The organism is Clostridium sp. BSD9I1 (genome assembly GCF_900185645.1).
GTDB lineage: Bacteria > Bacillota > Clostridia > Clostridiales > Clostridiaceae > Clostridium_AK.
The window spans coordinates 226,519-241,718 of sequence record NZ_FYAM01000004.1 but is presented as its reverse complement, the minus strand read 5'-3'; the positions used below and the strand labels follow the sequence as shown (position 1 = coordinate 241,718).

Genomic DNA, 15,200 nt, shown 5'->3' with positions numbered 1-15,200 from the left:
AGTTTTAATATCTAACGAATGGTTCCATCGAATCTGGAAATCCATTTCTAGCACAGCCTATACATGGAGTATTATTACCTATAGGCCAATTTATACTTTCATTCCATCTTCTTATTGGGCAATCTGTTCTAGTTATAGGCCCTCTACATCCAAGCTTAAACATACATTCCTTATCTCCTAGCTTCTTTGCAAATATCCCTTTATCAAAATAACTTCTTCTTTCACATCTATCATGAATAGTCACCCCATAAAAAAGTACAGGTCTATTTTCTTTATCAAGCTCTGGTTTTCCAAAGGATAATATATTAGCTATAGTTCCTACAATCCACTGAGGATGACTTGGGCATCCTGGAACTCTTATAACTTCTCTATTTTCTAAAAATTCAGGTACACTTTTACTTTCAGACGGATTTGGTCTTGCAGCAGAGGGCCCTCCATAAGCTGCACAGGAACCTACCGCTAAAACATATTTTGCCTTCTCTCCTGCCATTTTTACAGCTTCCATTCCTGTTACAAGCTTTCCGTTATACCTAGCCACTATATCGTAAAGTCCATTATCCTTTGTAGCAACTGCTCCTTCTACCACTAAAATAAATTCAGTATCTAAAGTTTCTAAAAACTTTTCAAAGGCTCTTTCCCCCTCTTGTACCATAAGACTATTGTTATAGGTTAAATTTACCATTTCACTTAACAAATAAACCACATCTGGATCTTCTGCATTAAGCAATGAAATAATATTTCCAGAACACCCACATGCCTCAAGCCAAATAAGGTTCATCTTTTTAAATTTACCTTCCCTTATTCCTTGCATTGTAAAATCTATAACTTGCCTTGGAATCTTTTCTTTGCCTTGCATTATAGGACAAGCTTTTTCTTGCAATCATAATTCCCCCTTAAACTTAGTTACTGGTCATTGGTTACTCTTTAAAACTCCTACCTTAGGTAAGTTTCTTAAAATTTCTAAGTTTCCATGGCATCCTTGAAAAGCTCCTGTTAAGTCCTTTCCTGCAACTAATCCAAAGTGAGTAGCTCCTCCCCAAGTTTTTTCTAAACTTACATCATAAACAATTCCATTTACCGCTACATAAGCAGGTCTCCCCATAGAACCATCATAGGTTGCTAATTCAGCTAAAGTAAATTCTCTTTGTGGAGTATCACTTACCTCTCTGCTATTAGCTCTATATTGATTAAATCCATTTCTAATGAAATAATCAGAAAACCTTTCTAAATCACTTATTTCCTTTTTTAGCAAATCATCATAATAGCATTTTTCAAAGGGACATGTAGAAAAATATTTTTTCTTGTGTAGATATCTAATCTTATCTGAAGACTTCCATATTTTATTTTCTAAATCAGAGAACTCATTCATTAATTATTCACCTCATAATAGCTACTATATAAAATATATTTATCTAATAAAAACTTTATACCTCATGCTCTGTTAAATCTCATGTATTAGTTTTTTATAACACGAGTTTACATATTTTTCATTTAAACCATAACTTAATCTTTTAAGCTGCAATGATGAAATAGTAGATTATAAGAGACTTGCAGAGAGGAATTCCATTTGGTGTGAGGAATTTTAAGTGAAAGCTAACAACCTTTTTGCCATAAAGCTCTAGAAGATATGAAAGCTGCTGTATCCTTAGAAATGAGTTACTCCAAAGCAATGAACAGAATGATGCTGCATCATGGGAAGGTAGCGATAATTTGGTTGTTTAAAATAAAAAACATTAAAGAGGTTGTACATAATAGATATCTATTATGTACAACCTCCTTTCAATATAATAACTAAAAGTTTTATTATTTTAGTTAAGTTACACTTGGAACATTTTCTCGTATAATTTCTTTGATTCTATCTAATATAGCTTTTCCTTTAGGAGAAAATAAGTATTCATTTTCTTCTAACGCTTTTAATATATCATATTTATTAAACTTGAGATTTTTCAGTATATTTTCAGTTATATCAAATTCCTTTGTAAACAGAGAATCTGTATATATCTTGCAGTGAGTTATTTTCCCATCTTCTAAAGAAATGTTTAATTCTATTTTCCCTTCATCAAATACTTTATCTATAACTACATTAAAACTTGGACTATTTCCATAAATCCACTCATCGCTTGAATATCTTTTTACAAAGTTATTGAGATTTAAATTTTTTTCATCCACATAACCCACATTACTTATGTGTCCATAATGTTTTTCATAAGATCTTACTACAGATTCCTTAATATCATTTATTGTTAAGCCTTCCCTATGATTCTTTAGGTTTGTAATTCTACTTTTTACAGAATCTATTCCCTTTGATGTTAACTTATGAGTTGATGGAGTTAATATTTGGGTTACTTTTTCTACATCTATATCGTAAAGTAATGTTCCATGATGATAATATCTGCCTTCGTCCGTATAAAAAGCATTTCCTGATATCTTTTTACCATTAACTAAAATATCATTTCTTCCAGAAAAGGTTGCTTCTATATCCAAATCATTTAAGGCTTTTATAATTACTGAAAGCTGTTTATTTAAATCTTCATTTTCTTCATAGGTTATAAAAGTAAAATTTAAGTTCCCTAGATCATGATATACAGCTCCCCCTCCAGATAATCTTCTAGCTACCTTTCCATTTAACTTTGATAAAAGTTCTAAGTTACATTCTTTCCATGGATTTTGATTTCTACCTATAACTACTGTATTTTCATTTCTCCATAAATAAAGTATTATTTCATCCTTACTTACATTATTAAACAAATGTTCTTCTAGGGATAAGTTAAAGTATGGATTATAACTTTCTGAAACCACTACTTTTCTTTTAGCTATCAAAGTGAATTGCACCACCTTCTAGGGATAAGACAGCTTCATGAATAGCTTCGCCTGTAGTTGGATGAGCAACTATTGTTTCCTTTATTTGCTCTTCTGTAATATTATTTTTAATAGCTAAAGTCAACACTCCAATTAAATCAGAAGCATTAGGTCCTACTATAGAGGCTCCAATAAGTTTATTTGTGCTCCTGTCTTTAATAACTTTTACAAAACCCTTATCTTCTCCATGAGTTAAAGCCTTTCCATTAGCCATAAATGGAAATTTACCAATTTTAATATTAATTCCTGAATCCACTGCCATTTTTTCCGTCATTCCTACTGTGGCAACTTCTGGAGTAGTATAAACTACACTTGGAACCGCAGCGTAATCTATTTCACTTTCTTTCCCTAAAATATTATCTACAGCCACAATTGCTCCATGAGATGCTACATGGGCAAGTCCTATTTTATTATTTACATCCCCTATAGCATAAATATTTTCAACATTTGTTCTTAATTTATCATCAGCCTTTATTCCCTTTATATTTTCATTTAATTCTATACCAACTTTCTCAATTCCTAGTCCTTCAATATTCGGTTCTCTTCCGATAGCTACCAAAACTTTATCACAAGTTATAAGTTTTTCTTTACCGTTCATATCAAAGTACACAATAGCTTTATCATCTTCGCTTTCTTTAACACTTGTTACTTTTGATGATGTGAAGAACTTTATGCCTTTTTCTTTTGCTATAGATACTATTTCATCAGATACATCTTCATCCATTGTGCAAAGAACTTTCGGCATATATTCAATTACTGATATATCCACTCCTAAGTTAGAATATATAAAGGCAAATTCCATTCCGATAACTCCACCGCCGATAATTACCATACTCTTAGGCAATTTCTTCATATCCAATGCTTCGGTACTATTTATAACCTTAGTTCCATCAAACCCATCTATGTTAATACTTGCAATTTTTGAGCCTGTTGCAATAATTATATTTTTCGTACTTATAGTAACTTCTTCCCTTTTTCCCTTTACAAAAACCTTATTTTTATCTAATATTTCTCCTGTTCCCGAAATCTTTTCTATAGAATTTTTCTGTAATAAAAAATCCACTCCACCTGTAAGTTTTTTAACTATCCCATTTTTTCTTTCTATAACTTTTTCCATGTCTACAAATGCATCTGATACATTAATTCCAAATTCTTCACTGTGTTTTATATTATCAAATACTTCAGAGGATCTTACCAATGCCTTTGTTGGTATACATCCTACATTTAAACAGGTTCCTCCTACTTCTTCCTTTTCAATAATAACAGTTTTCAAACCTTGTTTTGCTGCATATATGGCTGCCACATATCCACCAGGGCCTGCCCCTATAACTGTTAAATCACACTCTAGTTCCCTTTTTATAGGTTTTAGCATTGATCCAAGATAGTCAAAGTTAGATTTTTTAGGTTTATTATCTGGTAACTTAGTCTCTGCAGTTTTCTCTATTGCATTTGTATTTTCACGATTTTTTTCTTCTATAACTCCATCTATACGAGCCACTATATCTCCTATATTAACCGTATCTCCTTCTTTAACTTTTAGGCTCTCTAATACTCCAGCACAGTTTGATTTTACTTGAGCATTACCTTTATCACATTCAACTTGAAAAATAACCTGTCCCTCTTTTACTTCACCACCTACTTTTACGCTTATTTTACCTACTTTCCCACTCTTGCTATGTCCAGCCAATTTTTCTATTTTTAAATCTACCATTATTCTTTCCTCCCTATTTTAACAGTTATTAATTGATAACTATGAATTTAAACTACTTTTCTAGATTTTTACTAAAAACTGTTTATATTAGACATATGACCCTGCAAATCTATACTTATAGTCTAGATTTACAGGGCCACTATTTATAGAATAATATCTACATTCGTTAAACTATATGTTATTTAAAATCCTTTTCAAATTCATCTATTGAATCTTTAAGTAAAGTTACACTATATGCCATTGATGGGCCACCACCAAATGCAACTGCAACCATTGCAGCTTCCATTATTTCTTCTCTAGTAGCACCTGCTTCTAATGCTTTAAACACATGAAACACTATACAGTATTCGCAACGGTTATAAGCCGCTATTGCTACGCTTATAAGTTCTTTTGTCTTAACGTCTACAGCTCCTGGTGTATAAGCAGCTCCTAAAAGACCCATGAATGCTTCTACACTTGCTCCATTTGTTGCTCCTACTTCTTGTAATCCTCCCATAAAGGCATTTAACATTTCTCTTGGATTTTTACTCATAATAAATTTTCCCCCTTATTCAAAACATTTACTTTACATACTAATACTTGTCATAGCAAGTACATTTGTATAAATTATACCACCTCTCAGTGGTATAAACAATACTTATTTAAACAAAACTGTTACTTATTTAACATTCTTTTTTGTATTTGACACAATTTTGCTTAGAACCTCTTTAAATATATTTAAATGTTCCTCACTTATCCCTTCAATTCCTTTCTTTGAAAAACTTTCACCTATAGGAAGTATTTCTTCTCTTTTATATTTGCCAAGCTTAGTTAAATATAACTTAGTTATTCTTTTATCACTAGTATCCTTAATTCTTTCTACCGTACCTTCCTTTTCCATTCTATCAACTAATCTAGCAACAGTAGATTCCTTTAAATCCATTTTTTCTCCTAATTTTTTTTGAGTTATTCCTTCTTCTTTTCCTATGTAATAAATAGCTATCCACTGTACTCTTGTGATCCCACAAGCTTCTACTTTACTACTAAAAGCATCAGTAATTTCTTTAGTACTTCTACTAGTTATAATTCCAATACAATCATCTAAGTCAAACATTAAACCTTTTTCACCTCAATTACTTATTCTATATCCTAATTATATAGATACAATATGTTTCCTCTCAACATTAACTCTAGTTATAATTAAATCTTTCTAAATAAATTCAGCTTATTTCACATTTTACTTAACTGCTCTTTGAATCCTAACTTTTTTACCTTTAATTGTTTTATCTTGAAGTTCCTTTAGTACAATTTTACCTTTTCCTTGAAGTATATCTACATAAGAAAAATTATCTTGAACATCTATAATTCCTATATCTTCAGCACTAACTCCTTCAATGCTTGTGATTGTTCCAACTATGTCTCCTGCTCTGATTTTTTTCTTTTTTCCCGCATTAATATGTATCTTTGTAATTTCCTTATTAAGAGATGCACTTTTATCAACTTTTAGCTTAGGTTTAGATTTTGATTGTTCTCTAAAAATTTCCTTACCTTCTCGAACTTCTTCTTCAGAAGGCTTCTGCCCTAATGGAATGCTATATCCTATATAATCCTCTATAATTCTTAACATTCTCTCTTCCCTTGGAGATACAAAGGTTATAGCTTTGCCTTTATTACCTGCACGACCTGTTCTTCCAATTCTATGAACATAGCTCTCCTTTTCTACAGGAGTATCATAATTAATTACATGGGTAATATCCTCAACATGTATTCCTCTAGCCGCTACATCTGTTGCTATTAGAAAGGTAAATTCTCCCCTTTTAAATTGCTGCATAATATCAATTCTATCCTTTTGTTCCATACCTCCATGAAGTGCCTTGCAAGAGTATCCCCTATCTTTCATATCCCTTACTAAATTATCTACACCTTCTTTCGTACTACAAAATATAATTGAACTCTCAGGTCTTTCAGTATAAATGACTTTATTTAAAAGCTGAAGCTTATCGCTTTGGGGAGTTTCATAATAAACTTCTTCAACTCTTTCCGTGGTAATACTTTCGGGATTAATTTCTATAGTCATAGGACTTGCCATATAATTTTTACATAGTAATTCAATTTCCTCTGGCATGGTAGCTGATAGTAAAACTGTAACTCTATTTTTAGGCATTTTTTCTATTATAGCTGTTACTTGATCGATGAAGCCCATATTTAACATTTCATCTGCTTCATCTATTATAAGATACTTTATTTCTTCTAAATTTATGTGTCCTCTTTCTATATGATCCATAGTTCTTCCAGGGGTTCCTACAATTATATGTACTCTTTGTTTAAGTTCCCTTTTCTGAATTTCCATAGGGTGTTTGCCGAACACTGCTACAGCTCTTATTCTCTTAAGCCTTCCTATATTATTTATATCTTCCTTTACCTGTATTGCAAGTTCTCTTGTAGGGGTTAAAACTAATGCTTGAGGTTTACTTTCTTCCCATGTTATTTTTTCACAAATTGGCACTCCAAAAGCTGCAGTTTTTCCACTTCCCGTTTGTGACTTTACTATTATATCCTTATCATTAAGTATTAAAGGAATTACCTTTTCTTGAACTCCTGAGGGATTTTCATATCCCATCTTATTTAATGCTTCAATAATTTCCGCACTTATATTAAAATCATCGAAATTTAATTTATCCATATTATTATTCCTCTCTATATTATATTATCATCATTTATTATAACCTATTAATACATTCGGTATATAACAATTTCACATATTGTCCTATGATTACTTATAGAAATCTTTTTTAGTTATAAATAAGTACTTTAAAATTGACTTCAGATTATTCCTCTATTATCATATTTTAGAGATAATTTATGTTAAAAATGATATACTAAGTATAAGTAAAACTTATCTTATTACACAGGAGGAAATTATGATAGATTCATTTGATAAATTAGGATTGAATAGTAATCTAATAGAGGGATTAAAAAAAGTAAATATAATAAATCCTACCCCAATTCAATCAAAGGTTATACCAATAGCCTTAGAAAAAAAGGATCTAGTAGGCCAGTCTCAAACTGGCAGCGGTAAAACCTTAGCTTACTTATTGCCTTTATTTCAAAACATAGATAGTTCTAAAAGAGAAATGCAAGCTCTAATTCTTGCTCCAACCCATGAGCTTGTTATGCAAATAGATAGTGAAATAAAACTTTTATCAGAAAACTCAGAGGCAGGTATCACTTCAACCCCAATTATAGGTGAAGTCAATGCAAAAAGACAGATAGAAAAGTTAAAAGAAAAACCTCATATAATTGTAGGATCTGTAGGAAGAGTATTAGAACTTATATCTCAAAAAAAGATAAAAGCTCATACAATTAAAACGATTGTATTAGACGAGGCAGATAACCTACTTGCTAAGGATAAATTATCTACCATAAAAAATATAATTAAAACTACTTTAAGAGATAGACAGCTTATGGCATTCTCCGCAACAATTCATGAAGAAACATTAGCGCTAGCAAAAGAACTTATGAAGGAACCACAAGTCCTAAGAGTAGAGGATACTGATACAGTTAATGAAAATATTGAACATATATACTTTGTTTCAGATCCAAGAGAAAAAATTGAAACCTTAAGAAAGTTAATAGCTTCAATTAATCCTAAAAGAGCTATCGTGTTTTTAAATAGAAATGAAGAAGTGGATTTAGCCACTGTAAAGCTTAAATATCATCACATTAACGCTGAAGGAATTTATAGTAATACCTCAAAGGAAGATAGAAAAAAGGCCCTGGAAGGATTTAGAAGTGGAAAGGTTCAGCTTTTGATATCATCAGACATAGCTGCTAGGGGTCTAGATGTAAAAGATGTAACTCACATATTTAATTTAAACTTACCATCAGATCCAAAGGAGTATTTACATAGATCAGGAAGAACAGGAAGAGCTGGAGATTTTGGTACATCAATATCTATAATCTCTCCAGTAGAATTATCCTTAATTAAAAAATACGAAAAAAATCTAAACATAGTTGTAAAACCAAAGAAAGTATTTAAAGGAAAAATCATGGATTCCTTTAGAGAATAAATAAAACTAATAAAGAAAAAATATATAGATATAAACATAAAGCGAGGTAATAAACTTGATAAACATAGGAAACTTTAACAAATTAAAAATTGTAAGAAGACCTGATTTTGGCTATTTCTTAGATGCAGGCACTGGAAAAACATCTGATGATATTTTGCTTCCAAATGGCAATGCTCTTAATATGGAACTTAACATAGGCGATGAGGTTGATGCATTCATTTATACAGACTCAAAAGATAGAGTTATTGCTACATTAAAAAAACCTCTAGCTGAGGTAGGTGAAATTGCTTACCTAAAGGTTGTTGCTAATACTCAAATAGGAAGCTTTATTGATATTGGATTGGAAAAAGATATTTTGGTTCCACTTAAAGAAAAACTTTATGGACTACAGACTGATAAGAATTATTTATTTTATATATACTTAGATAAGACTAAAAGAATAGCAGCTACTACAGATATAGATAGATACTTACAAACTGAATCTCCATATAAAGTAGGAGATACTGTTAAAGGCACAGTTTATGGTTTTCAGACTAACCAAAGTGTTATGGTAGCCGTAGATAACTTATATCAAGGAGTAATTTTAAGGCATGAATATTTCACCGAAATAAATGCTGGTGATATATTAGATTTAAACGTAATAAAAATTTATGAAGACGGTAAACTAGGACTTACTCCAAGAAAACGTGCTAAGGAAGAAAGAACTGAGCTTCAAGACACTATATTAGAATATTTAAAATCTCATGATGGATTTATGACATTTAATGATAAAACCTCACCTGATGATATATCTAAAGCCTTTGGTGTGAGTAAGAATAACTTTAAAAATGCCCTAGGCGGACTTATGAGAAAAGGACTAATAACTCAAGATGAAAAGGGAACTTCACTTAAGTAAAATAAAAAAGGAAATTGCGCTGCAATTTCCTTTTTATCTATAGAACAATTCAATATTATCTAGTTTATATACTCAGAAAATATCTCATCATAAATCTTTCCGTTTTCCTTATCTACTCCATACCATCCCATAGTTGCAGTGTGAGTCTGCATATTTTCAAATACATGTATAACATAAAAACTTCTTCCATCATGAGTACTATCATGATCGTACTGATAAATCATATTTTGAGATGTACTTGGAAATTTACTTTTAACTATTTTAATTGCCCCTTCTACAGTAATTCCCTTTTGTGATTCTTGCTGCTTCTTAATTTCTTCTTGCTTTTTCTTTTCTATTTGGGCTTTTAAAGTTTGTCCCTCTTTACTCTCACTGTCAACCTTAAATACTTCTTGCAGATATTTATCTGCATCATCAAGCTTATTTTCCTTTAATGCCTTATCTGCATTTTTTATATTTAATGTAGCATAATCTCTTTTACACTCAAGAATCTTTGCCTGCGCATCCTGATACATTTTTTTATCTTCTTTGGTAACCTTATTAAACTTTTCTATTGCCTCCAAGTACTTCTTTTCACTCATAAGCTTTATTCCATCATTATAGATAACTCTTACTTCCTTTAAAGACTCGGCTACTTTGATGCTTCTTCTGACATTTTCATCATCTTTATAATTTAATGATTGCTGAAAAGCTGTTATAGCATCATCATATTTTCCTTCCTCCATATAGCTATTAGCAGTTTTAATTAAATCACTGTAACCTTGATTCTTATTAAATTTATATATCCCAGTTCCTACCCCTGCTAAAATCAATAAAACTATGATTCCTAAAATAACTTTAGATTTTAAACTATTTAATTTCATAAATCGCACCTCCTACATTGACTGTATAATACATATTATAATTTTATCATACAAAAATGAAATTGCGAAGAAATTTCCCTAAATGTAGTAACAAATTATTGAGCTTCTTCATATACTATAACAACAACATATTACATAGTTCTGAACATTTTTTGTAAAGGAGGTATTATGGATAACTCCCTCTATACTCGTTATATAGAAAACTTTCGCATAAACTTATTAGATTGTAAATTTCTTGGCAAGGGGCATAATGGCATAATTTATATGCTCCCTGAAGATAAAGTCATTAAAATTTGTTTCAATCCTGAAAGTTGTAAAAAAGAGTATGATATTTTAGAAAAGGTAAATGGCAACAAGTACTTTCCTAGAGTTTACGGTATGTCTGGAAATTATATGATAAGAGACTATATTGATGGAATACCCTTGAATAAATATATAAAGCGTTTTGGACTAAGTAAGGAGTTGTCATTAAATATCATAGATTTATTAGAGGAATTCAAAAAATTAGAGTTTTCCAAACTTGATTTGCGTTGTAAAGACATAATAGTAAAACCTGATGGCGCAGTCATGGTCATAGATCCTAAAAAATTTTATTCGAAAAATAGGGATTTCCCAAGGCATTTAACAAAAGGACTTTACAAATTACATGTACTTAAATCCTTTATGAGAGATGTTAAAGAAGTACGACCAGATCTATACAATCAGTGGAATAAGAAAGTAAATGATTATATTAAAATAATAAAAAGGAAAGCTCATAAATAATGCTTTCCTTTTTATTTATGTGCAATTTTTATATAAGCTGTTAAATATTCATTAAAGGACTATTTCTTCTCCTCTTTTAGTTATTTCAACGACTTTCGTTTCATAATTTTTCACTTTAGAATCGAACTTCCTTATAACTTCATAATTTCTGCCAAAGTGCATAGGTATTAATATCTTTGGACTGAGCTCTTTTATAAAGTATTCTCCACCTAAATAATAGCTTTCTATAAGCCTTGGATCTACTGGAAAGAACACTATATCTACTTTATTATCTTTAATGCTTTCAATTTCTTGCTTAAATACTCTTTCTTGGTTTTCATTAAATTCCTCAGATTCATCAAACCAATGCCACCAATTTAAATCTCCTGCATGAAAAATATTTACACCATCCACTTTAAGCCAAAATGATACCCCTGCATCTGTAGATCCATAGGTTTTAATTAAAACTCCATCAATGTCTAAAGTTTCATAAGGTGATACTATATTTATATTTTGGTCTTTATCTTGTATCTCAATATCACTACTTAATATATACTTTATATCTTCTCTTTTTTTTCTCCAATCCAAAACACAAGGATTAAAGTGATCTTCATGTCCATGAGATATAAAAACTAATATTTTTTTATTAGTAAGTAACTCTTTTTCTGTAATGGCACCATTAGCTATATCGTTTTGTCCTCCATCAACAGAATCCAAATAATAATCAAATACTAATAAATAATTTTCTGTTTCAATTAAAAATCCGCTATTAAAAAGATAGTTTACTTTTATATTATATCTTTCCATAGAAGCTCCACCCTTCCTAATAAAAATTCATATTCATCGAGATATTTTCTTTTGCTTGTAACAAGGTTATAATGTTTTATATAACTATCATCCCAAAGGAGTGAATTATAATGAAATTTACATTCGACCACAATAATATCAACGTTTTAGATCTTGAAAAAAGTATTGATTTTTATAAAGAAGCATTAGGGTTTGAAGTAATGCGCACTAAAGAAGCAAGTGATGGAAGCTTTATATTAAAGTTTTTAGGTGACGGATTTACTTCTCACAGCTTAGAATTAACATGGCTTAAAGATAGAACTGAAGCCTATAATTTAGGAGAAAATGAGTTCCATCTTGCTGTTAGAGTTGATGATTTTGATTCAGCTTATGAACATCATAAAAAAATGGGATGCATTTGCTATGAAAACAAAGCAATGGGCATATACTTTATAATTGATCCAGATGGCTATTGGACAGAAATTCTTCCTAAAAAATAGTGATTATAAAAGGTTGCGGAGCAACCTTTTATATCTCTCTTTCTACAATTTTTATAATTTCATCCTTACTCATATGATCTACATCCATATTTTTTATAATCTCTAGCAGATTGTCCTTTTTAGACACTTTAACTTCATACCCCTCTCCTATTTCTATCACTTGATTTGGTGCAATTATTTCTGAATCAATATTTTCGTTTTCAATGAGCTCTTTAAAACTAAACATACTTTCTGCATCTCCATGAACTAAAAACACCTTTTTAGGCTTTTTTACAAACCCTGTAATCCACTCGTAAAGACCATTTCTATCTGCATGTCCCGATAATCCATGTAAATTGTAAATTTTTGCATTTACTGCTATTTCCTCACCAAATACTCTAACCTTTTTAGCTCCATCAACTATTGTTCTACCTAAGGTTCCTTCTGCTTGGTATCCTACAAATACAATTGAACATTCCTTTCTCCATAGATTATGTTTTAAATGATGCTTTATTCTTCCAGCCTCGCACATACCACTTGCAGATATTATTACAGCTCCACTTTGAATTTTATTTAACTCAGATGACTCCTGCTGAGATTTTGTAAATACTAATCCTTTAAATTCTAAGGGATTATCTCCTCTTTCCAGATATTTTTTTGCTTCTTCATCATAATATTTTTCATGCCTTTTAAATATGCTGGTAGCTTCTGTAGCAAGTGGACTATCTACGTAAACCGTACAATTTTTTAATTCATTATTTTCCACATATTTATTTAACATATATAACACTTCTTGAGTCCTTCCAACAGCAAATGATGGTATAATTACATTGCCCCCTCTTTTTACAGTATCCTTTATAATAGATGCAAGGCTTTTCATATCCTCTTCCATTTTTGTATGAAATCTATCTCCATAGGTTGTTTCCATAATTACATAATCTGCATATTTAATTTTGGAAGGATCCTTTAATATAGGAAGTCCCTTATTTCCTATATCCCCACTATAAACAAGTCGTATTTCTTTATTATCTTCTTTTGCAATTAGTTCCACCATTGCAGAACCTAATAGATGTCCTGCATCCCTAAATATTATTTCAAGTCCATCAAATAACTGTATAAGACTATCATAAGGGTATCCCTTAAAAAAAGTTAAAGATTCTACAGCATCCTTACTAGTGTATAAGGGGTCAATAACTTTCAATCCTTGTCTTATTCTTTTTCTGTTTTTCCATTCCGCTTCAGCTTCCTGTATATATCCACTATCGGGAAGCATAACAGAGCATAGGTCCTTTGTAGCATCTGTACATATAACCTGTCCCTTAAATCCACGTTTATAAAGTAATGGTATTCTTCCTGAATGATCTATATGTGCATGAGATAATATTACATAATCTACTTCATTTGCATTAAAGGGGAAGTACTCATTTTCTTTTTCAATAGATCCATTCCCTTGGTATAGCCCTAAATCCAAAAGTATTAACTTGTTTTTAATCCTTAATATATGACATGAGCCAGTAACAGTTCTGGCTGCTCCATAAAATTGAATTTTCATATTGAGCACCTACTTTCTTAGCAAAATAAAAACATTATATATATAATATTAATTCACTAAGAAGTTTGTGTAAATATAAATGTATCACTTATTCGAAATTTTCATTCAATTTTTCAGATTGTTAATCGCATTTATTTAATTCCTTAATAACGAAAAGCCTGGTAACTTACCAGGCCTTAATATAAACTTACATTGATCTCCCAGGAATTACTGCATCTAATATTCCAATTGCTAGTGCTGCAAGTAATGCACCTATTATAGATACACTCATGTTAGGAACTATAAACTGTGTTATATATATTATCACAGCTGCAATTAGAAATCCTTTTATACCTCTTCCAAATGGTGATGCATCTACTCCCATAGCCCTTTCTACTCCCCAGTCTATTAATGTTATAACAACTGCTGCTATTATATAAGACCATAATCCTACGATACTAAATCCTGGAGTTAAAAATGATGCTATAGCTAATATAATAGCAGTAACTATGAGCCTTACTATTATACTCCCTGCACCTGAACGTGTATCTTCTCTTCTTCTTTCTTCATCTGCCATAAATTATTCACTCCCTCTAATTAAATGTTAATTTGATATATTATTAATTTGCCCATAAAGATGTTTTTTTATTATACTTACTTTTCCCTAAAATTTTTATTTTATTCTAAATTTATGAATATCAATAAATCTATTAAAAAGTTTTCAGAAAAACTTTGTTAAATAGTTGACAATATATTTTTTTTTTGATATTATAATACTAACAAGACAGAATAAACAAACAAAACAGAATAAACAGATAATTTAATGCGATATATTATATTATACTTTAAAACTTGGGAGGAATTAATTATGAAAGAAGTAAAAGTGAGAGATCTAATAGGACCAGAATTAAAAAATGAGGATGCAATAATACTTAAGGGGTTAATAGCTGAAAACTTACAGAATAAAATAGTGCTTGATTTTGAAGATACTAAAACTATACCTGGAACATTCTTTGCTAGTCTTCTAACTGATTTAATCAGCACAAAAACTAGAGAGTACATTGCTTCCAATGTAGTTGTTAAGAATTTATCAAACGAAAGTGATTTTAAGAGAGTTCTTTTAGGTACATCAATGTGCTAATAGAAAAAATATTGGCAATACCTATAAATATATGTGCTGAATGTAGAAGGCATATGTGAAATTTTTATTATAAAATTTCACATATGCCTTTTTACACCACAAATCCAGAAGTGATCTCTTTGAGTTTCCTTGCCATTTCCGATGA

The 15,200-nt window shown here is 30.5% G+C and carries 16 protein-coding genes; 5 read left to right on the top strand and 11 right to left on the bottom strand.

The window, feature by feature from the left end; genetic code table 11:
• Positions 1-4: 4 nt before the first annotated feature.
• The 7 genes from BSD9I1_RS01645 to BSD9I1_RS01615 form a co-directional block, all read right to left on the bottom strand.
• Positions 5-811, bottom strand: coding sequence for a hydrogenase small subunit (locus tag BSD9I1_RS01645; RefSeq protein ID WP_242966386.1), 807 nt, complete (start codon positions 809-811; stop codon positions 5-7).
• A 99-nt stretch (positions 812-910) separates the two neighbouring features.
• Complete coding sequence (locus BSD9I1_RS01640) at positions 911-1,369, bottom strand: cytochrome b5 domain-containing protein (protein WP_186428845.1); 459 nt, start codon at positions 1,367-1,369, stop codon at positions 911-913.
• 443 nt (positions 1,370-1,812) lie between these two features.
• On the bottom strand, positions 1,813-2,820 hold the full coding sequence (locus BSD9I1_RS01635) for a lipoate--protein ligase (protein ID WP_186428844.1): 1,008 nt from the start codon (positions 2,818-2,820) through the stop codon (positions 1,813-1,815).
• Positions 2,810-4,570 (bottom strand): dihydrolipoyl dehydrogenase, encoded by a 1,761-nt coding sequence (gene lpdA, locus BSD9I1_RS01630; RefSeq protein WP_186428843.1) that lies wholly within the window; start codon positions 4,568-4,570, stop codon positions 2,810-2,812. The genes BSD9I1_RS01635 and lpdA overlap by 11 nt, the downstream gene beginning before the upstream one ends.
• Before the next feature lie 178 nt (positions 4,571-4,748).
• The gene (locus BSD9I1_RS01625; protein WP_035304920.1) at positions 4,749-5,102 is read right to left on the bottom strand and encodes a carboxymuconolactone decarboxylase family protein; all 354 of its coding nucleotides are present in this window, start codon (positions 5,100-5,102) and stop codon (positions 4,749-4,751) included.
• 126 nt (positions 5,103-5,228) lie between these two features.
• Positions 5,229-5,663, bottom strand: coding sequence for a MarR family winged helix-turn-helix transcriptional regulator (locus tag BSD9I1_RS01620; RefSeq protein ID WP_186428842.1), 435 nt, complete (start codon positions 5,661-5,663; stop codon positions 5,229-5,231).
• Positions 5,664-5,786: 123 nt separating this feature from the next.
• Positions 5,787-7,232, bottom strand: coding sequence for a DEAD/DEAH box helicase (locus tag BSD9I1_RS01615; protein WP_186428841.1), 1,446 nt, complete (start codon positions 7,230-7,232; stop codon positions 5,787-5,789).
• A gap of 238 nt (positions 7,233-7,470) precedes the next feature.
• Here BSD9I1_RS01615 and BSD9I1_RS01610 point away from each other — a divergent pair, with 238 nt between their 5' ends.
• Both BSD9I1_RS01610 and BSD9I1_RS01605 read left to right on the top strand, forming a co-directional pair.
• Positions 7,471-8,619: a DEAD/DEAH box helicase gene (locus BSD9I1_RS01610; protein WP_186428840.1), complete on the top strand. Its 1,149-nt coding sequence runs from the start codon at positions 7,471-7,473 to the stop codon at positions 8,617-8,619.
• Between the two features lie 55 nt (positions 8,620-8,674).
• On the top strand, positions 8,675-9,514 hold the full coding sequence (locus tag BSD9I1_RS01605) for a S1 RNA-binding domain-containing protein (protein WP_186428839.1): 840 nt from the start codon (positions 8,675-8,677) through the stop codon (positions 9,512-9,514).
• A gap of 59 nt (positions 9,515-9,573) precedes the next feature.
• Here BSD9I1_RS01605 and BSD9I1_RS01600 read toward each other — a convergent pair whose 3' ends face one another.
• Positions 9,574-10,377 carry a lipopolysaccharide assembly protein LapB gene (locus BSD9I1_RS01600; protein ID WP_186428838.1) on the bottom strand — a complete coding sequence of 268 codons (804 nt, stop codon included), beginning with the start codon at positions 10,375-10,377 and terminating at the stop codon, positions 9,574-9,576.
• Positions 10,378-10,545: 168 nt separating this feature from the next.
• Between BSD9I1_RS01600 and BSD9I1_RS01595 the strand changes: the two genes are divergently transcribed.
• Complete coding sequence (locus BSD9I1_RS01595; RefSeq protein WP_186428837.1) at positions 10,546-11,139, top strand: protein kinase; 594 nt, start codon at positions 10,546-10,548, stop codon at positions 11,137-11,139.
• Positions 11,140-11,190: 51 nt separating this feature from the next.
• On the opposite strand, the gene BSD9I1_RS01590 is transcribed toward BSD9I1_RS01595, so the two are convergent.
• Positions 11,191-11,925 (bottom strand): MBL fold metallo-hydrolase, encoded by a 735-nt coding sequence (locus BSD9I1_RS01590; protein ID WP_186428836.1) that lies wholly within the window; start codon positions 11,923-11,925, stop codon positions 11,191-11,193.
• Positions 11,926-12,035: 110 nt separating this feature from the next.
• Here BSD9I1_RS01590 and BSD9I1_RS01585 point away from each other — a divergent pair, with 110 nt between their 5' ends.
• Positions 12,036-12,404 (top strand): VOC family protein, encoded by a 369-nt coding sequence (locus BSD9I1_RS01585; protein ID WP_186428835.1) that lies wholly within the window; start codon positions 12,036-12,038, stop codon positions 12,402-12,404.
• A gap of 28 nt (positions 12,405-12,432) precedes the next feature.
• Here BSD9I1_RS01585 and BSD9I1_RS01580 read toward each other — a convergent pair whose 3' ends face one another.
• Both BSD9I1_RS01580 and BSD9I1_RS01575 read right to left on the bottom strand, forming a co-directional pair.
• Positions 12,433-13,935: an MBL fold metallo-hydrolase RNA specificity domain-containing protein gene (locus BSD9I1_RS01580; RefSeq protein ID WP_186428834.1), complete on the bottom strand. Its 1,503-nt coding sequence runs from the start codon at positions 13,933-13,935 to the stop codon at positions 12,433-12,435.
• 187 nt (positions 13,936-14,122) lie between these two features.
• The gene (locus BSD9I1_RS01575) at positions 14,123-14,491 is read right to left on the bottom strand and encodes a phage holin family protein (protein WP_186428833.1); all 369 of its coding nucleotides are present in this window, start codon (positions 14,489-14,491) and stop codon (positions 14,123-14,125) included.
• Between the two features lie 291 nt (positions 14,492-14,782).
• Here BSD9I1_RS01575 and BSD9I1_RS01570 point away from each other — a divergent pair, with 291 nt between their 5' ends.
• On the top strand, positions 14,783-15,055 hold the full coding sequence (locus BSD9I1_RS01570; RefSeq protein WP_186428832.1) for an STAS-like domain-containing protein: 273 nt from the start codon (positions 14,783-14,785) through the stop codon (positions 15,053-15,055).
• Positions 15,056-15,200: the final 145 nt, after the last annotated feature.